Origin of the sequence: Nitrosomonas sp. (assembly GCA_016703745.1) — a bacterium.
In the GTDB taxonomy this organism is placed as follows: Bacteria; Pseudomonadota; Gammaproteobacteria; order Burkholderiales; family Nitrosomonadaceae; genus Nitrosomonas.
Genome location: JADJBK010000006.1, coordinates 1120783 through 1141130, shown reverse-complemented (window position 1 = coordinate 1141130; position 20348 = coordinate 1120783). Strand labels below are relative to the sequence as shown.

19 protein-coding genes, 1 tRNA gene and 3 pseudogenes are annotated in these 20348 nt (G+C 49.5%); 16 read left to right on the top strand and 7 right to left on the bottom strand.

The window, feature by feature from the left end; translation table 11 throughout:
* Positions 1-84: 84 nt before the first annotated feature.
* From IPG31_06445 to IPG31_06410, 8 genes and pseudogenes are all read left to right on the top strand, one after another.
* Positions 85-1305, top strand: a complete 1221-nt coding sequence (locus IPG31_06445) for a hypothetical protein (protein ID MBK6618007.1) — start codon at positions 85-87, stop codon at positions 1303-1305.
* Positions 1306-1389: 84 nt separating this feature from the next.
* Entirely contained in the window at positions 1390-2031 is a 642-nt protein-coding gene (locus IPG31_06440) for a DUF4433 domain-containing protein (protein MBK6618006.1), read from the top strand.
* A 15-nt stretch (positions 2032-2046) separates the two neighbouring features.
* Positions 2047-3105, top strand: coding sequence for a macro domain-containing protein (locus IPG31_06435; GenBank protein MBK6618005.1), 1059 nt, complete (start codon positions 2047-2049; stop codon positions 3103-3105).
* 289 nt (positions 3106-3394) lie between these two features.
* Positions 3395-4660: pseudogene (locus IPG31_06430) on the top strand (SAM-dependent DNA methyltransferase).
* Positions 4661-4745: 85 nt separating this feature from the next.
* Entirely contained in the window at positions 4746-5042 is a 297-nt protein-coding gene (locus tag IPG31_06425; protein ID MBK6618004.1) for an IS66 family insertion sequence element accessory protein TnpB, read from the top strand.
* Positions 5030-5380, top strand: a complete 351-nt coding sequence (gene tnpB, locus IPG31_06420) for an IS66 family insertion sequence element accessory protein TnpB (protein MBK6618003.1) — start codon at positions 5030-5032, stop codon at positions 5378-5380. The genes IPG31_06425 and tnpB overlap by 13 nt, the downstream gene beginning before the upstream one ends.
* A 63-nt stretch (positions 5381-5443) precedes the next feature.
* Entirely contained in the window at positions 5444-7045 is a 1602-nt protein-coding gene (locus tag IPG31_06415; GenBank protein ID MBK6618002.1) for an IS66 family transposase, read from the top strand.
* A gap of 22 nt (positions 7046-7067) precedes the next feature.
* Positions 7068-7286: pseudogene (locus IPG31_06410) on the top strand (SAM-dependent DNA methyltransferase).
* Between the two features lie 89 nt (positions 7287-7375).
* On the opposite strand, the pseudogene IPG31_06405 reads toward IPG31_06410, so the two are convergent.
* The 4 genes and pseudogenes from IPG31_06405 to IPG31_06390 form a co-directional block, all read right to left on the bottom strand.
* A pseudogene (locus tag IPG31_06405) lies at positions 7376-7525 on the bottom strand (ISNCY family transposase).
* Positions 7526-7678: 153 nt separating this feature from the next.
* Entirely contained in the window at positions 7679-8194 is a 516-nt protein-coding gene (locus IPG31_06400) for a protein phosphatase CheZ (GenBank protein MBK6618001.1), read from the bottom strand.
* A 43-nt stretch (positions 8195-8237) separates the two neighbouring features.
* Positions 8238-8633 carry a chemotaxis response regulator CheY gene (cheY, locus tag IPG31_06395; GenBank protein MBK6618000.1) on the bottom strand — a complete coding sequence of 132 codons (396 nt, stop codon included), beginning with the start codon at positions 8631-8633 and terminating at the stop codon, positions 8238-8240.
* Positions 8634-8751: 118 nt separating this feature from the next.
* Entirely contained in the window at positions 8752-9690 is a 939-nt protein-coding gene (locus IPG31_06390; protein ID MBK6617999.1) for a LysR family transcriptional regulator, read from the bottom strand.
* A gap of 176 nt (positions 9691-9866) precedes the next feature.
* Here IPG31_06390 and IPG31_06385 point away from each other — a divergent pair, with 176 nt between their 5' ends.
* The 5 genes from IPG31_06385 to IPG31_06365 all read left to right on the top strand — a co-directional run bounded on the left by IPG31_06385 (position 9867) and on the right by IPG31_06365 (position 15286).
* Positions 9867-11291: a form I ribulose bisphosphate carboxylase large subunit gene (locus tag IPG31_06385; protein ID MBK6617998.1), complete on the top strand. Its 1425-nt coding sequence runs from the start codon at positions 9867-9869 to the stop codon at positions 11289-11291.
* A gap of 37 nt (positions 11292-11328) precedes the next feature.
* Entirely contained in the window at positions 11329-11685 is a 357-nt protein-coding gene (locus IPG31_06380) for a ribulose bisphosphate carboxylase small subunit (protein ID MBK6617997.1), read from the top strand.
* Between the two features lie 96 nt (positions 11686-11781).
* Positions 11782-12585, top strand: a complete 804-nt coding sequence (locus tag IPG31_06375) for a CbbQ/NirQ/NorQ/GpvN family protein (protein ID MBK6617996.1) — start codon at positions 11782-11784, stop codon at positions 12583-12585.
* Positions 12586-12628: 43 nt separating this feature from the next.
* On the top strand, positions 12629-14956 hold the full coding sequence (locus IPG31_06370; GenBank protein ID MBK6617995.1) for a nitric oxide reductase activation protein NorD: 2328 nt from the start codon (positions 12629-12631) through the stop codon (positions 14954-14956).
* Positions 14957-14983: 27 nt separating this feature from the next.
* On the top strand, positions 14984-15286 hold the full coding sequence (locus IPG31_06365; protein ID MBK6617994.1) for a hypothetical protein: 303 nt from the start codon (positions 14984-14986) through the stop codon (positions 15284-15286).
* Here the strand turns inward: IPG31_06365 and IPG31_06360 are convergent.
* The 3 genes from IPG31_06360 to ispB form a co-directional block, all read right to left on the bottom strand.
* Positions 15283-15699, bottom strand: a complete 417-nt coding sequence (locus tag IPG31_06360; GenBank protein ID MBK6617993.1) for a hypothetical protein — start codon at positions 15697-15699, stop codon at positions 15283-15285. The genes IPG31_06365 and IPG31_06360 overlap by 4 nt on opposite strands.
* 55 nt (positions 15700-15754) lie before the next feature.
* Positions 15755-15831: transfer RNA gene (locus IPG31_06355), tRNA-Pro, on the bottom strand.
* A 63-nt stretch (positions 15832-15894) separates the two neighbouring features.
* Entirely contained in the window at positions 15895-16863 is a 969-nt protein-coding gene (gene ispB / locus IPG31_06350; GenBank protein ID MBK6617992.1) for an octaprenyl diphosphate synthase, read from the bottom strand.
* Between the two features lie 179 nt (positions 16864-17042).
* On the opposite strand from ispB, the gene IPG31_06345 reads away from it, so the two are divergent.
* Genes IPG31_06345 through prmC form a run of 3 tightly spaced genes read left to right on the top strand, consistent with a single transcriptional unit; the run spans position 17043 to position 20230 of the window.
* Positions 17043-18296: a glutamyl-tRNA reductase gene (locus IPG31_06345; GenBank protein MBK6617991.1), complete on the top strand. Its 1254-nt coding sequence runs from the start codon at positions 17043-17045 to the stop codon at positions 18294-18296.
* Entirely contained in the window at positions 18293-19372 is a 1080-nt protein-coding gene (prfA, locus tag IPG31_06340) for a peptide chain release factor 1 (protein MBK6617990.1), read from the top strand. The genes IPG31_06345 and prfA overlap by 4 nt, the downstream gene beginning before the upstream one ends.
* 39 nt (positions 19373-19411) lie before the next feature.
* A complete protein-coding gene (gene prmC, locus IPG31_06335) occupies positions 19412-20230 on the top strand; it encodes a peptide chain release factor N(5)-glutamine methyltransferase (protein ID MBK6617989.1) in 819 nt (272 codons plus the stop codon).
* Positions 20231-20348: the final 118 nt, after the last annotated feature.

The window sequence follows — 20348 nt, the reverse complement described above, 5'->3', positions numbered from 1 at the left end:
AGGTAATGCAGAGGAGAATAATCCAGAAAATTGTGATTGCGTAGATGGGAGCGTTGGACGGTTACTTTGTTCAGATCGCTAAATTTGGCGAAACTAGAAGCATCAACTGCTATACCGGGCTTGAACAGGAATCATGCTTATGATGAAACTGTTTTGCTGCCTCCTCTGAATGAACAACACCGCATCGTCGCCAAAATCGAAGAACTGTTTTCCGAGCTGGACAAGGGCATCGAAAACCTGAAGACCGCCCAGGCGCAGCTCAAAGTGTATCGCCAGTCGCTGCTGAAACACGCCTTCGAGGGCAAGCTCACCGCGCAGTGGCGCGAACAGCGTCGTGCCAAACAATCCGTCGCCCCCGCGAAGGCGGGGGCCCAGCCTTTGAACGACATGGATTCCCGCCTGCGCGGGAATGACGAAATGGGGGGTGGGAATGACGAACCCCTCGAAACCGCCGCTGTCTTGCTCAAGCGCATCCAGCAGGAGAGAGCGCAACGCCACCAGCAACAACTCGCCGACTGGGAAGCCACCGGAAAGCAAGGTAGCAAACCCAAAGCCCCGAAATCCCTGCCATCACTCACAGCCGAAGAACTGGCCGAGTTGCCCGAATTGCCGGAGGGGTGGGGGTGGTTTTTGATGGGGGACGTTTGCCTGGAATCAATTCTGGGAAAAATGTTGGATAAGGAGAAAAACAAAGGGGAGCTAAAACCATATCTGAGAAACATCAATGTGCGTTGGGGAAAGTTCTCCCTTGATGACTTGCTTGAAATGCGATTTGAAGAATCTGAGTACGTTCGATTCGGTTTGAAAGATGGTGACTTGGTTATCTGTGAAGGCGGTGAACCCGGTCGTTGTGCGGTGTGGCGGAAAGAGCTTGGTCAGGATATGCAAATTCAAAAAGCACTGCACCGAGTACGTTTTGCCGATTCCATGAATTCTTCTTTTGTGCAGATGTATTTTGAGTTATGCGCATCAAATCGTAGACTAGAGAAAATGTTTACTGGAACCACTATCAAACACCTAACGGGTGAGAAACTAGCAAGAATGGCAGTTCCCATTTGCTCAATTAATGAGCAAGCGAGAATTCTGCTTGCACTTGAATATAAGCTTTCCGAAACCGACCAACTCGACCAAACCATCACCACTTCCCTACAACAAGCCGAAGCTCTCCGCCAGTCCATCCTGAAAAAAGCTTTCTCCGGCCAACTGGTGCCACAAGATCCGAACGACGAACCTGCCTCGGAATTGCTGGCGCGTATCCGGGCGGAAAAAGCGGCGCAACCAAACAACAAAAAAGGCCGCTTATGAACGCAACCGCATTCATCGTTTCGAAGGTCTGGAAGATCCACCCCGTGACGCTGTTGCTTATTCTGTAATTACGGAGATTGTGAAATGGCAATGCCCGCACACCCCAAAATATACCATATCGTGCATCTTGACCGTTTGCCGTCAATCATCGCGGATGGTTGTTTGTGGTGCGATGCTCAGGTGCTTGTGCGGGTGCCGGCGGGAACCGCTATTGGCATGAGTCGCATCAAAGAGCGGCGGCTCAAAGAGTTAACGCTCACCAGTTATCCGGATTTGCACGTGGGCGACTGCGTTCCATTTTATTTTTGCCCGCGTTCGGTCATGTTGTATCTGATTTGTCAGGGAAACCATCCTGAATTGGATTATCGCGGCGGGCAAGAACCGATTCTTCATTTGCAAGCTGATCTTCACGACTGTGTGGTATGGGCAGAGCAGAATCAGAAACGTTGGGCTTTTACCCTTTCCAATGCGGGGGCGCGTTACTTTGAAGATCGTTGCGATTTGAATCACTTACATGATATAAACTGGCAAGCAGTTCAGGCCAGAGATTGGCAATCCTGCAAGGAGGGAAAACAGGCCGAATTCTTGCTCGAAGACAATTTTCCCTGGCACCTGGTTGAGTGTGTTGGTGTACAGACACAGAAAGTTTATCAGCAGGTGGTCAATGCGTTGCCCACTGTCGGCCATCGGCCAACGGTCAACATCAAGACCGATTGGTATTACTGAGAGAGACAATCCAAGATGATTGAATACAAACAAGGCGATATTTTGCGCGAGAATGCCGAGGCTATTATCAACACGGTGAATTGTGTCGGTGTGATGGGGCGCGGCATCGCGCTGCAATTCAAGAAGGCTTTTCCGCAGAATTTCCTGGCTTATGCAGCGGCGTGTAAAAAGAAAGAAGTTCAACCCGGCAAGATGTTTGTGTTTGAAACCGGACAGTTGGCGAATCCGCGATATATCATTAACTTTCCTACCAAGCGCCATTGGCGTGGTGCAAGCCGTATGGACGATATTGACGCAGGACTCAGGGCGCTGGTTGAAACCATACAACGGTATGACATTAAGTCCATCGCTATTCCACCTCTGGGTAGCGGGCTGGGTGGTCTTGATTGGACTGATGTTAAACCACGTATTGAGGCTGTATTGCAACCACTAACAGATTTGCGTGTGATGATCTACGGCCCCCAAAGTGCGCCAGCAGCTGAAAAGATGGTGCATAACCGGGAAGTGCCTAAAATGACAGCGGGCAGAGCTGCATTGGTCGAGCTGATGAGACGTTACCTCGGCGGCTTGCTGGACCCTTACGTTACTTTGCTGGAAGTTCACAAACTGATGTATTTCATGCAAGCTGCGGGTGAGCCACTTAAATTGAAGTATCAGAAAGCAGCTTACGGTCCCTATGCCGAAAATCTGCGTCATGTGCTTAATGCTATTGAGGGGCATCTTGTGTCGGGCTATGCGGACGGTGGTGATGCGCCGGATAAAACACTGCAATTGGTGCCTGGAGCCGTGGAAGATGCTGCCGCATTTCTTCAGCAACACCCCGATACTCGTGATCGTTTTGATAAGGTATCAGCGCTGGTCGAAGGTTTCGAGTCGCCCTTTGGTTTGGAATTGCTGTCCACGGTTCATTGGATTATGAAAAATGAAACCGTTAACTCTATAAATGATGTGGTAAACCATACCTATGCTTGGAATGAGCGTAAACGGCAATTCACTCCGCGCCAAATTGAGCTTGCAATGCATGTATTGGTCAGTAAGGGTTGGGTGGCTCAACTGCAATCGCCCGTAAATTGAGCAAACGGTGTGGAAGTACGCTACTTAGTTTTGGCGCTGGATGATCTAGGCGCATAAATCTCTTAAGCATTTCTTCAATGAATAATCGGCTAATAGAACAAAGTGTTAATAGAGTTTTTGCTTATATTGCGAGTCAGTTTATGCGCCAGAGCGTATAAATTTATGCGCTTTAACTTTTGCGATACCTCCACAGCTCGACCCCTATACCTCCAGAGTTTCTCATGAAACCTCCACAGCTAAATTTGTCGATCCATAACCGGGATGAAGTATCTATTGTTAGAGAATATCTATGAACGCAACAGCTTCCATCATTTCCAAAGTCTGGAGTTTCTGTACAGTTCTGAAAGACGATGGCGTGGGTTATGGCGATTATCTGGAGCAGCTTACGTATTTGATTTTCCTGAAAATGGCGGATGAATACAGCCAGCCGCCGTATCACCGCAAGGTGGGCATTCCCGCGGAATACAACTGGCAGAGCCTGAAAGCCAAGCGTGGTGCGGAGCTGGAGGTGCATTATGTGACGCTGCTGCGCGAGCTGGGCAACAAGTCGGGGATGCTGGGGCAGATTTTCACTAAGGCGCAGAACAAAATCCAGGATCCGGCCAAGTTGTATCGCCTGATTGACATGGTGAATGAAACGCAGTGGGTGACGATGGGCGCGGATGTGAAGGGCGACATCTACGAGGGTTTGCTGGAGCGCAACGCGGAAGATACCAAGTCCGGTGCGGGACAATACTTCACGCCACGCGCTTTGATCAAAACGATGGTGCAATGTGTGCGGCCAGAACCGGGAAAGACTATTGCTGACCCAGCCTGCGGCACGAGCGGTTTTTTTCTGGCGGCTTATGATTTTCTGGTCGCCGAGCATGCGCTGGACAAAACACAAAAAGTATTTCTGAAACACGAAACATTTCACGGCAATGAAATTGTCGCCAATACACGCCGCCTCGCCTTGATGAATATGTTTTTGCATAACATTGGCGAGATCGATGGCGACAGTATGATTTCCCCTAACGATGCGCTGGTGGCGGATGCCGGACGCCGCTTCGATTACGTGCTGGCGAATCCACCGTTCGGCAAGAAGAGTTCGATGAGCTTTACCAATGATGAAGGCGAGCAGGAAAAAGACGATCTGACCTACAACCGGCAGGATTTCTGGGCAACGACATCCAACAAACAGCTCAATTTCGTGCAGCATATCCGCACCATGTTGAAGACTACCGGGTGCGCCGCAGTGGTGGTGCCGGATAAGGTATTGTTTGAAGGCGGGGCGGGTGAGACGGTACGCAAGAAATTGCTGGAAACCACCAATCTGCATACGATTTTGCGACTGCCTACCGGTATTTTTTACGCCAACGGCGTGAAGGCGAACGTGCTGTTCTTCGATAACCGCGAAGCCAGTAAAGAACCATGGACGAAGGAAGTGTGGTATTACGATTACCGCACCAATATTCATCACACTTTAAAGAAAAAACCATTGCGCTTTGAGGATTTGCAGGAATTCATTACCTGCTATAACCCACTCAATCGTCATCAGCGCAGGGAAACCTGGAACGAACGTAACCGTCCAACGCTCCCATCTACGCAATCACAATTTTCTGGATTATTCTCCTCTGCATTACCTTACAGGAGGATAAGCCATGGCATTACAGGATGATAAGCAAAAGCATATCAGCAACTGGCAAACGAGCGGTTTGTCGCAGGCAGCCTATTGCCGGGCGCTCGGGTTGAATGCGAAGACGTTTGGGAATTGGTTGCGCGCTCACCGGCGTGGGCGCGATGATATCAAGCTGCCAGCCTTGATTCCGGTTACGATCAAGCCGACAGCGGCGTCAGTGGAAGTATTGCAGCTTCGCTGTCGCGGTACGCATGTGCTGGAATTACCACTGAGCGTTTCCCCGCGATGGCTGGGAGAATTGCTGTCATGTCTGGGTTGATTGCGCACGCGGGTAAGATCTGGCTGGCGGTCGATCCGGTGGATATGCGTCGCGGCATGGATGGCTTATCGATGATTGTGCAGCAGGTATTGGGTCACCCGCCCTGCGCGGGTTCGGCGTTCATATTCTGCAATCGCGCGGGCAATCGCATCAAGGTCTTGCTGTGGGATGGCACGGGGGTGTGGTTATGTCAACGCCGCCTGCATCAGGGGCGGTTTGTCTGGCCGAGGCAGGATGCGGCGTGTGTCGAGTTAGCGCTATCGCAGTGGGAATGGTTGATTGCCGGCGTAGACTGGCGGCGTTTATCGGCGCGGCCACAATGGCATTTTCAGGTGTAGAAAATATGTAATAGTTGTTTATTAACAGGCGGTTGATTGCGATTTCGTGGTATAATTCATCTCATGAATTCACTGGCGCAACTGGATCAACTCAACCTCGATACGGCCACCAAACAACAGGTGGTCAATCTGGTTCAGGCATTTCAGCTTGATCTGACCCAGCAAACACAGCAGACAGTTTATGCGCTGGAACTCAAGATTCAGGCGCTCACCCTGGAATTGGCGCATCTGCGCCGTATCCGATTTGGCAGGAAAAATGAAGCGTTGTCTGCCTTGTCACCCAGGCAGCTTTCTTTGTTTGAAGAATCGGCGCTGACCGATATCACGGCCATTGAGGCTGAAATCGAACAGATCAACAGCACACCAACCCCCAATGCCACCAAAGTGCCGCGTACCCGCGCCGGTCGTCAGCCGCTGCCAGATCACCTGCCGCGCATCGAACACCGGCATGAACCCGCATCCTGCCAATGTGACCGATGCGGTTGCGATCTGACTAATATCAGAGAAGACATCACCGAGCAGCTTGACGTGGAACCCGCCAGATTCTTCGTTCATCGCCACATTCGCCCACAGTACGCCTGCAAATCCTGTGAAACCATCACGGCAGAACCCGTGCCACCGGCAGTCATCGATGGCGGCATGGCCGCCCCGGGCCTGCTTGCCTGGGTGATGACAAACAAATACCTGAATCACCTGCCACTTTATCGCCTGGAGCAGATTGCTGCCCGTGACCAGGTCACGCTGCCCCGTTCCACCCTGGCCGAATGGGTAGGCCGTACCGGCGTAGCCCTGCAACCATTGGTCGATCGCCTAACCTGGCATCTACTGCAGGGCAACACGCTGCATGCCGATGAAACACCAGTTGCACAATTGGAACCCGGTCGCGGCAAAACCCGTAAAGCCTACCTGTGGGCCTACCGCAGCAATGATCTTGAGCCCGGGCCGCGTATCATCGTCTTCGACTATCAAGCTGGCCGTAGCGGTCAGCATGCACGGCACTTTCTGCAAAATTGGCAAGGACACCTGATGGTCGATGACTATGCTGGGTATAAAGCACTTTTTTCCGCAGCCACATCGCCTTGTGTCGAATTGGCGTGCTGGGCGCATGCGCGACGCAAATTCTTCGACCTGCACCAGGCCAATGCCAGCACGATGGCATTGGCAGCGATACAGCGCATCAGCGTCTTATACGCAATCGAAGCAGAAGGCAAAGACCTGAGCATCGAAGATCGCCTGCAACTGCGGGCAGACAGAAGCCTGCCCGCACTGCATGCATTGCATGACTGGCTGATGCAAACCCGTAGCCAGACCGCAAATGGCGGCGGCTCCGCCAAAGCACTCGACTATACCCTCAGACGCTGGCCAGGTCTCATCCGCTACGCACAAACCGGCTCTCTTCCGATCGACAACAACCCGGTGGAGAACACCATCCGCCCGATCGCAATCGGCAAAAAGAATTGGCTATTCACCGGATCGGAACGTGCCGGTCAACGCGCCGCTGCCATTCAAACCTTGTTCGGTACCGCGCAACTCAACAAACTCGATCCCGCCGCATGGCTTGCAGACACCCTCGCCAGACTACCGACCTGGCCCAATAACCGCATCGATGAATTGCTGCCACTTACACCAGCGTTCATTCAATCACTTAAACAGCAGGAAAGATAGATGGGAGCGTTGGACGGTTACGAACGAACAGAGCAATCCTGAAGGCCGCTGGCGTAAATACAGCCTTGATCAAATCATGGCACGCGACAAAACCAGTCTGGATATTTTTTGGTTGAAGGATAAGAGTCTGGCTGATCTGGACAATTTACCCGAACCGGATGAACTGGCCCTTGAGATTATTGACAATCTTGAAGCAGGACTGAATAGTTTCCGGGATGTTGCGGCAGCATTATCGAAATAGGCGCTTTTTCGTCTAAAAAGATTTCAGGCCGTTTGGGGCGCTTTGGACAGTTTGCCTTTTTTGGGCAGCGTAACCTGGTCAAGCTGTCAGGCCAGGTCAGTCTGGTTGATGGGCGAATGAAAGCCTTTGTCGAAACTGCAGGCGCTGAGAGTGGGAAAACGTTTTTTAGTCTCGGTGACCATTTCAACCGCGATACGATCATCGGTCTATTTTGTCATGACGTGATGATGCAGGGTGTAGCCTTCGATTTCAATGCGTAGCAGGCGTTCGGTCGCGGTTGTCGCAATCAGCTCTGGCAAGCTGGTTTGTATCTTGTTCAGGGATAATATTGTGCGTGGGTAATATAGATCTGGTGCGCCTGAAGAATTCCGGTGGGAGTTTGAGCTGAAATTTCACAAACCTAGTTTTGCGAGCAGGTTATCAACCTGATCTTGATTGGCTAAGGTATCCGGTTGTTTTGCGTGATCAATAACCGGACCGTTTGCCATCCCGGTTTCTTTTTTCTGAATATCTGTTTTTGTATTGATGGATTTCTTTGTGAATGACTGTTGCCGTTCCATTATTTCAAATGTTTGCAGTAATTTTTGCATGACTTGGCCAGTTAAATCCTGATGACTTTGTGTGATCAGAATTTCAGTTAGATATTGCTTGGTCAAACCTGATTTTTTAGGTACTTCATTCAGAAAGTCAATTGTCTGAGTCAATGTTGCCCGTAGTGCCTGTTGGTCTGCATGTTTCATTGGGCTGTTTTCCAGCAGCAGTTGCCATTGGGCCAATAATTCTTGAGCGTGGACAGCAAGTTCATCCTGGAGCGGCTGTGCATATTCAACAGCGTGAAGTACACAATCAGTCGCATGAGACGTTTGCTGAATGACATAAACCAGACGATCCTTGCTGTCAGAAATCATACAACTGGCCTGGTTCATTTTGCTAACAGAATTTTTGCGAATCTTATGCATGCACGGTCATGTTCTGCAAAATCTTGTTCAGTTTTTCGTCAAGCGTGGCGGACGTGAAGGGTTTGACAATATAGCCATTTGCACCTGCCTGTGCTGCGGCAATAATATTTTCCTTTTTTGCTTCCGCAGTGACCATTAATACTGGCAAATGCTTAAGGGATTCGTCTGCACGTACATTCTGCAGCATCGTTAATCCATCCATGTTGGGCATATTCCAGTCGGATACTACAAAATCAAAGCCTCCTTCTCTTAATTTTCTTAAGGCCGCTGCCCCGTCCTCGGCTTCTTCTACATTTTGGAAGCCCAGCTCCTTGAGCAGGTTACGTACAATTCTGCGCATGGTTGAGAAATCATCCACTACTAGAAATTTTAAATTCTTGTCTGACATTACATGCTCCTTGAAAATAGTTGTCGATCAGATGATTGCTGGCTATCTGGGTATCGTACTGGTTGCTGGTATTCTGGTTCGGTCGCCAGATTGATAACGGATGTCGAGTCCGAATAATTTAGTAATTTTTGCGAGGTATTGAATCATTTCTGTTTTCTGTAACCAATGTGGCGGCTTCCTGCAGCAGAAATTGTTTGAATGCTATGGAAATGTTGGAAAACCGTTTGTTCTTTCGGTGAACGATATACCAGTCACGCATAATCGGAAATCCTTGTACATCAAGTAGTTGTAATCGGCCGGTTTCGAGTTCCAGTTGGATCGTATGCATCGACATAATGCCCAGCCCCATGCCCGCCTGGACTCCCTGCTTGATGGCTTCGGTGGTATCAGCTTCCATTCCCTTGTTGATGCGGATTTTGGCCTGAGAAAAAAAGCGTTCCATCGCGCTGCGTGTGCCGGATCCTGCTTCCCTGACAAGAAAAATCTCTTGCTCCAACCGTGTTACTGGAATCTGTCGTTCGCCGCAGAGGGGATGGCCAGGTGGTGCAATAATGACCAACGGGTTTTCTACAAATGACTCGGAACTGATGTCGATATCGCCAGGAGGTTGACCCATGATGGCGAGATCAGTCAGATTGTCAGCTAATTGCTTAAGCACGTTCTCCCGATTGGAAACATGCAGACTGATGGTAATGTTCGGATAGCGCTGGGTGAATCGCGCCAGCAGACCTGGTACAAAATAATTGGCTGTACTGACCACAGCGATATTGAGCTTGCCGCGTTGCACACCCTTTAATTCCTCAAGCGCCAGTTCCATATCTGCCAGTTGCTGGGAAATGCTGCGGCTATAGTTGAAGAGTTCCTGTCCGGCTTCAGTCAGATAGATGCGTTTTCCTATCTGCTCGAATAATGGCAGCGCGACCGCATCTTCCAGCTGTTTAATTTGAATCGACACGGCTGGCTGGGTTAAGTGTAGTTCTTCTGCCGCACGTGTGAAATTGAGCAGACGTGCCACAGACTCAAAAACTTTTAGTTGACGTAATGTAATGTGTAGCATGGCAAGATAAAGTGTAATCATAAATATAAGCTTATTGTAACCATCATGTTTATTAATTTGTACTTATGATTGATGCGCGATATAGTGATACCTGCAGTATCGTTTGATTTTTAAAACAGTGACTCGCCTGGTGAATAGATCGTGATTCGGGTGAGACTTTTCAGGAGATTGCAAGCATGAGCGCTAAAAAAACCTATACCGCCGGTGTAAAAGAATATCGGCAAACCTATTGGACACCGGAATACACGCCAAACGAGACCGATATTCTGGCCTGTTTCAAAATCACCCCGCAACCAGGTGTTGATCGCGAAGAAGCGGCCGCCGCAGTGGCTGCTGAGTCTTCTACCGGTACCTGGACGACAGTCTGGACAGATCTGTTGACCGATCTCGATTACTACAAGGGTCGCGCTTATCGGATCGAAGATGTCCCTGGCGACGATACCTGTTTTTTTGCTTTTATCGCTTACCCAATTGATCTGTTTGAAGAAGGCTCAGTCGTCAATGTCTTCACCTCTCTGGTTGGTAATGTATTCGGTTTCAAGGCTATCAGAGGATTGCGTCTGGAAGATGTGCGTTTCCCCATAGCCTACGTCAAGACCTGTGGTGGCCCACCTCATGGAATTCAGGTTGAACGCGACATTCTTAATAAATATGGTAGAGCGCTGCTGGGATGTACGATTAAACCAAAACTAGGCTTGTCGGCTAAAAACTATGGTCGTGCGGTTTATGAGTGCCTGCGTGGTGGCCTGGATCTGACAAAGGATGATGAAAACGTTAACAGTCAGCCATTTATGCGTTGGCGTCAACGTTTCGACTTTGTGATGGAAGCAATCCACAAAGCGGAACGTGAGACTGGCGAGCGCAAAGGGCATTACCTGAACGTTACCGCCCCGACGCCAGAGGAAATGTACAAGCGTGCGGAATACGCCAAGGAAATCGGCGCCCCGATCATTATGCATGACTACATTACAGGCGGATTCTGTGCCAATACCGGACTGGCTAACTGGTGCCGTGACAATGGAATTTTACTTCACATTCACCGTGCGATGCATGCCGTGCTTGACCGCAATCCGCATCATGGCATTCATTTCCGGGTGCTGGCTAAAATCCTGCGTCTGTCGGGTGGCGATCATCTGCACTCAGGGACTGTTGTCGGAAAACTGGAAGGTGACCGCGAAGCGACATTGGGATGGATTGATATTATGCGTGAATCCTTCATCAAGGAAGATCGCAGCCGAGGTATTTTCTTCGATCAGGATTGGGGTTCCATGCCAGGTGTCTTCCCGGTAGCGTCAGGGGGTATTCATGTGTGGCACATGCCTGCATTGGTCGCTATTTTTGGTGATGATGCCTGTTTGCAGTTTGGTGGCGGAACGTTAGGACACCCCTGGGGTAATGCGGCAGGAGCCGCTGCCAATCGCGTTGCGCTGGAAGCCTGTGTGGAAGCACGCAATCGTGGCGTACAAATCGAGAAAGAAGGTAAAGCCATTCTGACTGATGCAGCAAAAAGCAGTCCGGAACTCAAAATTGCCATGGAAACCTGGAAAGAAATTAAATTTGAGTTCGATACCGTGGACAAACTTGATGTGGCACATAAGTAAGCGCACCTGTTTTCTATCTTAATTTTGGAGTAAATAAATGTCTGAAATGATTGACTATAAAAGCCGTCTGAGTGATCCGGCCAGCCGGAAATTTGAAACCTTTTCTTATTTGCCTGCTTTGGGCGAAGCACAAATCAGAAAACAGGTTGAATATATTGTTAAAAAAGGCTGGAACCCGGCAGTAGAACATACCGAGCCAGAATACCTGATGAGTAATTACTGGTACATGTGGAAACTCCCGATGTTTGGTGAAACCGATGTGGACCATATTCTGAAGGAAGCGGAGGCTTGTCATAAAGCCAATCCGAATAATCATGTGCGTCTGATTGGCTACGACAACTTCGCGCAGAGTCAGGGAACAGCCATGGTGATTTACCGCGGCAAGACGGTTTAGAAGTACGGCGCGGGACTTGTAAAACCCCCCGTTGCCGGAAGGTAACGGGGGGTTTTTTGTGTGTCGGCCCATGTGGTTATAACGCAGGAGAAAATAATGAGCGATGCAATCAAACAGTTTTTTATTAAAGATAAACCTTATTACCGTCCCGTTACGGATGAAGTCACGTTATACGAGGCCGCTTATTCGGTGCGTATGCCCATGATGCTGAAAGGCCCGACTGGTTGCGGCAAAACTCGTTTTGTCGAATACATGGCGTGGAAACTGAAAAAGCCACTGATTACGGTTGCCTGTAACGAAGACATGACCGCTTCTGATCTGGTCGGGCGGTTTCTACTGGATGCGCAGGGAACACGCTGGCAGGATGGCCCTCTGACGACTGCCGCCCGTTATGGCGCAATCTGCTATCTGGATGAAGTGGTTGAAGCCAGACAGGATACAACTGTCGTAATCCATCCATTGACTGATAACCGTAGAATGCTGCCCCTGGAAAAAAAGGGAGAACTCGTGCATGCACATGCTGATTTCCAGTTGGTGATTTCCTACAACCCCGGTTATCAAAGCTTGATGAAAGATCTGAAACAATCGACCAAACAGCGTTTTGGTGCGCTTGATTTTAATTATCCGCAAGCGGATATTGAAACTGAAATCGTGACACATGAGACGGGTATTCAGGCAGACATCGCGGGTAAATTGGTTGCAATTGCCGAGCGCGCCCGCAATCTGAAAGGGCATGGGCTGGATGAAGGTATTTCGACGCGTATGCTGATTTATGCGGGCAATCTGATTGCCAAAGGTGTCGATGTTCGCGCTGCCTGCCACATGGCATTGGTGCGGCCACTGACTGACGATCCCGATATGCGTGATGCGCTTGATGCTGCGGTTACCACTTTCTTCTGATATCCCTGTTTTCAGTCAGAACAACCTTTCTTCGAGGAATAGCATGAGTTTGAAACTGACGGACTATGATGAATTACTGGCATCGCTGCCGCCCGAGTCGAAGGCACTGCTTGAGGCAACCTGGCATGATGCAACCCGGGTTCTCTCACCACGAGGTCTGGATAATTATCTGAAGGGGGTCTCTGCGTTGCAGGGGCTCGGACGTGGCCGCAGTCTGGTCGAATCCTGGATTGACGAAGCGCCCTTAGTTGCCAAGGAAGTTGGCGAAGATGTGATCAGTGAACTTGCTACCACCTGTCTGATGCTGGCGTCGAAAACCTCGGGTGCCGTGGTGGAAATGATCATTGCGACGTCGGCAACTGCCGCCAAAAGGATGGGTGACGCCAATCTGTTTACTGGGTATTTGCAGTTTTTGGGGCATTTGATCGCCCAGGCACCACGTGGAGTGCGGCCGATGCTGGACAAGCTGGATTTCCTGTTCAGCCAATTGACGCTGGGTGGACTGCGGCGCTGGGCAATGTGGGGGGCACATGCGCATCGTACCGATTACGAGGCGCAGATTGCCTATTTCAGCTTGAGTTCCAAAGAGTCGCTGGCCATGTTGCAGCAGGAACGCAAGGGGACGTTGTTCGTCGATATTCAGCGGCGGATCAATATGTATCTGCGGGCGCTGTGGGCGCGGGATTTTTACATGCGACCGACATCGGGAGATTTTGAAAGCCGAGAAGGTTACCGCCCTTTCATTGAGGACTATATCCTGCATTTGCCCGATGCATTCGATACGTATGGCGATGTGTCGGCAACTGAAGTGTATCGTGCGGCGGCAACCCATGCAGCGGCGCATCTGGTTGAAACCCAGACTCCCATTTCTGCGGAGTCATTGAACCCATTGCAGATGGCCGTTATTTCCGTCATTGAAGATGCGCGCGTCGAGGCACTGACCATTCGACGGTTTCCCAGGCTGCGTGAACTCTGGGCGGTATTGCATACCGCTACTCCAGAAATGCAGAACAGTATCGGCGATTATTTGAATCGTCTCGCGCGTGCACTGCTGGATCCGGATTACAACGATTCCGATGCGTGGATCAGCCAGGGACGTTTGCTGTTTTCACAGGCGCAGGATCGGTTACAGGATAATCAAATCAGTTGGGATATCGGTGTGCAGCTGGCGCATGAGATTGCAGGCAAGAAAATCGGGTTCAATCCACGAACGGATGTATTGACTGCGCCCTATCGTGATGACAATCGCTATTTCTGGGAATTTGAGGAATTCGATTTTGAACGTTCGGTTGCTGCCGGGTATGAAGCGCCCAAGCAAGTGCGTAAAAATGTTGGCATCATGGAATTCATCAATGAACTCGATGTTGAGACTGCGGGTGACGACGCGCAGGAAATCTGGGTACTGGGAACGGAATTATTTCCGTATGAAGATCATGGTGTTTCCTACAATACGCTGGAAGGTAAGGAACCATTGGCATCACCGTTTCACTATGCTGAATGGGATTATCAGATCCAGCTGGAGCGCCCTTCCTGGGCAACCGTTCAGGAAAAGCGGCCAAAATTAGGCGATATACAGTTGATCGATGAGATCACCTCTCAGTATAAACGCGAAATTCATCGGATGAAATTCCTGCTGGATGCCATGCAGCCTCAGGGTGTGCAGCGTATTCGCAAGCTGGAGGATGGGGATGAGATCGACATCAACGCTGCCGTTGCAGCATTGATCGATGCGCGCATGGGGCAGCAACCCGATCCACGGGTGATGATGCGCTCAGTGCGCAAAGTGCGGGATATTGCGGTGCTGGTGTTGCTGGATTTGTCTGAATCTACCAATGATGTTGTTGCAGGGCAGGATTTTACGGTATTGGATCTAACCCGGCAGGCGACAGTATTACTGGCGGATGCGATCAACCGCATTGGTGATCCGTTTGCAATACACGGTTTTTGTTCGGATGGACGGCACGATGTTGAGTACTACCGTTTCAAGGATTTCGATCAGCCTTATAATGAGTTGCCCAAAACCAGGCTGGCGGGGATGAAGGGGCAACTTTCCACTCGTATGGGCGCGGCCATTCGTCATGCGAACCATTTTCTGAAATTGCAGGCGGCGTCAAAAAAATTGCTGTTGGTGATCACGGATGGAGAGCCTGCTGATGTGGATGTGCGTGATCCGCAATACTTGCGTTTCGATACTAAGAAAGCCGTGGAGGAAGCGGCACGCAACGGAGTGGTTACTTATTGCATGAGCCTTGACCCGCGTGCGGATCAATATGTTTCGAGAATATTTGGTGAACGCAATTATATGGTGGTCGATCATGTGCAACGGTTACCAGAAAAATTGCCACTGCTGTATGCTGGTCTGACTCGTTAACAATTACATGACAAATAGGAAGACAGGATGAATGAACAGCACTACTGTGGAATTAACCAGGATAAGAATGGCGGCCTGACGCATCTTGGCCGGATTGTCATCGATGCCTGGGTATTCGGTATTTTGCCCGAAACCGAAACCTGCCAAGACTGGAGTTCATCGCAAATGCAGAATCTGTATGAGAAGGTGCATACGGCATGGGAAGATTTTGCGCATTTACCCAGCCGATTGCCGCCGGAGTTGCAGCAGCGACACGCATTGTTATACGAGCAGCGGATTCTGGAGGCAAAACGTAGTGGCTGGAATGTTGAACTGGGAGACGATGATTAATCAGCCGGCAATATTTTTGCGGGAAACTTGATGACCTTTGCCGGGCTAGCCGGGCGTTCCCTGGCTATCATGACACGTAGCGCCAGTGGAAATTCCTGCTGCAGGCGTAACATTATTGATTCCTGATTTTCTCTATAAAAAACTGCATCATAAGTAACTGATTGATCCAGAGCGTTTCTTTCCCACGAATGAAAGTGTTGCCAGGCGATATCGATCCAGCATTTGCGCTGGCCATCTATAAAAACAAATTCTTCCGCATCGATAATAGCCAGAAACTGCATACTGCGAATAGGTACAAACAGCTGCCCGGATGGACATCTGGCAAGCAGGCTGACCGCCATATTGTAGGTGACAGCAGGTAGTGTCCGCTGCTCACGGCTGATCTCGGTTTCGCGATAACAGCTGATTTCCATATGTAATCCCGACAGTTTGTAATCCAAAGTGGAGCAAATCTATTGAAATCCAGGATGGTCGGGGTGAGAGGATTTGAACCTCCGGCTCCTGCGTCCCGAACGCAGTACTCTACCAGGCTGAGCTACACCCCGAGCATTACTAATGGACTATGCGTTCCGAAAGTATATTCATTATGTTAACTTCAATCTGGCAATTCAATGATTGCGGTTGACAGCGAAGTCGGCCAGCTGAGTTAAACATTGCTTATAGACGGAATCACTGATTGCTTCGATTGCTGCCAGTGCCATTCCGGATTCTTTTTGCGCACATTGTTTCGCATAATCTAATGCACCCGTTTCCCGAATGATCTGTAATACCGGTTCAAACCCGTCCGCTCCCCCCGTCTCAATTGCGCGTCGAATCGTATCAGCCTGGTGAGTATTCCCGGTACGTGCCGCAAAAATGAGTGGCAGGGTAGGTTTGCCTTCAGCCAGATCATCGCCAAGATTCTTTCCAGTATCGTGATTGTCACCCGAATAGTCGAGCAGATCATCCACCAGCTGGAACGCTGTACCCAGGTGCATGCCATATGCAGCCAGAGCAATTTCTTCGGCTGGTGAAGCGGTTCCCAAAATAGCACCCAGGCGTGCGGCTGCTTCAAACAATTTGGCTGTTTTGAAACGAATAACTCGAAGATAGTTTTCTTCTTCCACATTAGGATCGCGACAATTCAACAGTTGTAAGACTTCACCTTCAGCAATAGTGTTGGTCGCGTCTGCCAGCACTTCCATAACCCGCATGTTCTGAATTTCCACCATCATCTGAAATGCGCGTGAATACAGAAAATCACCAACCAGAACACTGGCGGCATTACCAAACAGCGCATTGGCGGTGGCATGATTGCGCCGCATACTCGAATCATCCACCACATCATCGTGCAGCAAGGTGGCGGTATGGATAAATTCAACAACTGCGGCCAGCACATGATGAGAAGATCCTGAATAGCCAAATACGCCCGCTGATAAAACCACCAACGCAGGACGTAAGCGCTTTCCGCCACTGTTGATAATGTATTCACTAACTTGCTGTATAAGCGCGACATGCGAATGGAGTTTTTGTCGAATCACGATATCGACATCACCCATGTCTTTGGCAATAAAGTTTCTGATTGACTCGATTGACACAATTACTCCCTGAAGAAACCGCTATGGTAGAAACGTCATGATATCGATGTCAAGTCAGAATCCGTTATAACGCAAAAATAACTGAGAACTAGCCAAGTGCCGTAACTTCCATTAATTCATGCTGTCAAAAGTTCCGCTATAATTAACAGCTTTAAGCCTTGCGTTATCGGGAAAACTCCATGCAACTTTTTGCTTTTGGTATCAATCATCATACGGCACCTTTGGATATTCGCGAGCATGTTGCTTTCCCGCAGGAGTCTGTGCAGCATGCACTTCATGACCTGGTTGGACATCGCCCGGTCAAAGAAGCGGCTATTGTCTCTACTTGTAACCGTACCGAAATATACTGCAATACCGATGCACCAGAACAGGCTGTCAATTGGCTGGCAAATTTTCACCATCTTCAACCGGTAGACCTGGAACCGTACCTTTATAAGTTAACTCGTGAACAGGCCGTCAAACACGTATTTCGCGTGGCTAGCGGACTTGATTCTATGGTGCTGGGTGAGCCGCAGATACTGGGACAAATAAAAAATGCGGTCAAATCAGCCGAAGCAGCGGGCACACTGGGATTATTGTTGCATAAAACCTTTCAGCGAACATTTTTTGTAGCAAAAGAAGTCCGCACTTCCACAGAAATAGGCGCTTGTTCGGTATCCATGGCAGCGGCGGCGGCGCGCCTGGCAGAAAGAATTTTTGGTGATATCAGCGAACAACGCATACTGTTTATTGGTGCGGGGGAAATGATCGAATTATGTGCGGCACATTTCGTTGCTAAACGCCCGATTAGCGTAACAGTAGCCAACCGTACAATCGAACGCGCTGAGTTGCTATCACGCCGCTTTAATGCGCAACCGATCTCGCTGGGTGAATTGCCGGAGCAGCTGGCGTTGCATGACATCGTAGTGACCTGTACTGCGAGTCCTTTGCCCATACTTGGCAAAGGTATGCTGGAGCGAGCGATCAAATTACGTAAGCATCGTCCGATTTTTATTATTGATCTGGCTGTGCCACGGGATGTGGAGCAGGAAGTCGCGGAATTGGATGATGTGTTTTTATATTACGTGGATGACCTGGCCGATATTGTCAAAGAGGGACTGGATAACCGGCAGAGTGCCGTTACCGAAGCAGAAACCATTATTGAATCCAATGTAAATGATTTCATGCGCTGGGTATCAGCACGTCAGACCGTGCCGACTATTCGGGCATTACGAGATCATGCGGAACGGCATCGTCGCCATGAACTGGATCGGGCACAGAGGCTTCTGGCAAAAGGAGAAGACCCTGCCAAAGTACTCGAAACGCTGAGTAGCGGTCTGACTAATAAATTTTTACACCTTCCTTCTACGGCACTCAATAATGCTTCGGATAGCGAGCGCGAACAACTCGTCGAGCTGGTCAACCGGTTATACCAACTGCATCATTCCGAATGAACAAAGGCATTATTGATCAGCTTACCCGGCTGAGTACACGCCTGGAAGAGCTGGATCGGCTGTTGAGTAGTGAAAAGATCGCCAGTGATCTGGATAACTTACGCAATCTCTCCCGTGAAAGAGCAGAAATTACCCCTGTTGTTGATCTTTATCGTTGCTATCATCAGACTGAAGGCGATATCGCGGCGGCGAGAGAAATAAGCGTGGATCCTCAACTGCGAGTTTATGCTGAAGCTGAGATAGATACGTGCAAGCAGAAACTTATTGAGCTTGAAATGGCTTTATTGAAACAGTTACTGCCAAAAGATCCGGCTGATGAGCATAATATTTTTCTTGAAATTCGTGCGGGTACGGGTGGCGATGAATCCGCACTGTTTGCTGGAGTTTTATTTCGGATGTATACCCGTTTTGCGGAGCGCCAGGGCTGGCAAGTTGAAATTGTTTCACAAAGCCCGTCAGAAATAGGGGGATACAAGGAGATCATTGCGCGCATCCTCGGTAAAGGCGCCTATTCCAGGCTGAAATTTGAATCGGGCGCGCATCGGGTTCAGCGTGTTCCGGTTACCGAAACCCAGGGCCGTGTTCATACCTCCACCTGTACGGTTGCTGTCATTCCTGAAGCAGATGAACTGGCGCAGGTTACGCTGAATCCAGCCGAGCTCAGGATTGATACTTTCCGAGCATCCGGTGCGGGTGGCCAGCACATCAACAAAACCGACTCGGCAGTACGTATTACCCATTTGCCAACCGGCATCGTAGTTGAATGTCAGGAAGGGCGCTCTCAGCACAAAAACAAGGCACAGGCGCTGAGCGTTCTGGCATCCCGTATTCAGAATAAACAGATGCAGGCACAACAAGCCGAGCAGGCAGCCACTCGCAAATCCCTGGTGGGCAGTGGAGAACGTTCCGAACGGATCCGCACTTATAATTTTCCACAGGGACGAGTTACCGATCACCGTATCAACCTGACGCTGTATAAAATGGACCAAATTATGGACGGTGATCTGGAAGAACTTTGCGCTGCACTGGTTGCTGAACATCAAGCGGCACAACTGGCTGCCATTACGGAAAATTGACCGGCTATTATTTAACCAATAACAGGTGTACGGCCTGATATGGCAATCATTGCGGATGAACTGCAGCGATGGACAGATAAGCTTGATCGGCTGGAGGTCAGTTGGTTGTTGCAACATGTTCTTGATGTCAATGCAGCATTTCTGGCGGCTCATCCCGATTATTTACTGACTGCGGAACAAACGAGGGTCTTTCATGAATTACTGAGCGAACGGATAGCTGGTGTACCGGTCGCCTATCTGACAAACAAACAGGGATTTTATGACCTCAGCTTTGAGGTCACGCCAGATGTATTGATTCCACGCCCAGAAACAGAATTATTGGTAGAAACCGCATTGGCAACGATTCCAGTCAATCATGGCTGCAATATTCTTGATCTGGGAACAGGCAGTGGGGCGATTGCCATCACTATTGCCAGGCATCGCCCTCATGCTCATGTCCTTGCGCTCGATATCTCGACTAAAGCGCTATTGCTTGCCTGCAAAAATGCGGAACGGATTTCGGTCAACAATGTTAATTTTGTGGCAAGTAATTGGTATGCGGCTCTTGGAAAAATAAAGTTTGACTTGATCGTTGCCAATCCGCCCTATATTGCCTGTGCTGATCCGCATCTTCAACAGGGTGATTTACGCTTTGAACCCATGCTGGCGTTGGTGGCTAAGCATGATGGATTAAGTTGTCTGCACGAAATTATTTCGCAGGCACCTCGTTTTCTGCATCAAGGCGGATGGCTGTTGTTTGAACATGGATATAACCAGGCAACGGCCTGCCGTCAACTTTTAACTGCTGCCGGGTTTACAGGATTGATCTGTCAATCAGATTTTTCAAAAATTGATCGAGTGAGTGGCGGATACTGCTAATGAATTTCCAGTTACCGAACCTTTAATACGTTCTGGTTATGCGGAAATATTTCTGGTGTAAAAATTATGTGTAAGATAGCTCAGCTGGATGACAGCACCTGAATTCAGAGAAATACCA

Bases quoted from the DNA above. Each gene is read 5' to 3' on its own strand.
- IPG31_06440 (MBK6618006.1), top strand. From the start codon at position 1,390: ATGGCAATGCCCGCACACCCCAAAATATACCATATCGTGCATCTTGAC.
- IPG31_06435 (MBK6618005.1), top strand. From the start codon at position 2,047: ATGATTGAATACAAACAAGGCGATATTTTGCGCGAGAATGCCGAGGCT.
- IPG31_06425 (MBK6618004.1), top strand. From the start codon at position 4,746: ATGGCATTACAGGATGATAAGCAAAAGCATATCAGCAACTGGCAAACG.
- tnpB (MBK6618003.1), top strand. From the start codon at position 5,030: ATGTCTGGGTTGATTGCGCACGCGGGTAAGATCTGGCTGGCGGTCGAT.
- IPG31_06415 (MBK6618002.1), top strand. From the start codon at position 5,444: ATGAATTCACTGGCGCAACTGGATCAACTCAACCTCGATACGGCCACC.
- IPG31_06400 (MBK6618001.1), bottom strand. From the start codon at position 8,194: ATGATTTCTGACAGCAAGGATCGTCTGGTTTATGTCATTCAGCAAACG.
- cheY (MBK6618000.1), bottom strand. From the start codon at position 8,633: ATGTCAGACAAGAATTTAAAATTTCTAGTAGTGGATGATTTCTCAACC.
- IPG31_06390 (MBK6617999.1), bottom strand. From the start codon at position 9,690: ATGCTACACATTACATTACGTCAACTAAAAGTTTTTGAGTCTGTGGCA.
- IPG31_06385 (MBK6617998.1), top strand. From the start codon at position 9,867: ATGAGCGCTAAAAAAACCTATACCGCCGGTGTAAAAGAATATCGGCAA.
- IPG31_06380 (MBK6617997.1), top strand. From the start codon at position 11,329: ATGTCTGAAATGATTGACTATAAAAGCCGTCTGAGTGATCCGGCCAGC.
- IPG31_06375 (MBK6617996.1), top strand. From the start codon at position 11,782: ATGAGCGATGCAATCAAACAGTTTTTTATTAAAGATAAACCTTATTAC.
- IPG31_06370 (MBK6617995.1), top strand. From the start codon at position 12,629: ATGAGTTTGAAACTGACGGACTATGATGAATTACTGGCATCGCTGCCG.
- IPG31_06365 (MBK6617994.1), top strand. From the start codon at position 14,984: ATGAATGAACAGCACTACTGTGGAATTAACCAGGATAAGAATGGCGGC.
- IPG31_06360 (MBK6617993.1), bottom strand. From the start codon at position 15,699: ATGGAAATCAGCTGTTATCGCGAAACCGAGATCAGCCGTGAGCAGCGG.
- IPG31_06345 (MBK6617991.1), top strand. From the start codon at position 17,043: ATGCAACTTTTTGCTTTTGGTATCAATCATCATACGGCACCTTTGGAT.
- prfA (MBK6617990.1), top strand. From the start codon at position 18,293: ATGAACAAAGGCATTATTGATCAGCTTACCCGGCTGAGTACACGCCTG.
- prmC (MBK6617989.1), top strand. From the start codon at position 19,412: ATGGCAATCATTGCGGATGAACTGCAGCGATGGACAGATAAGCTTGAT.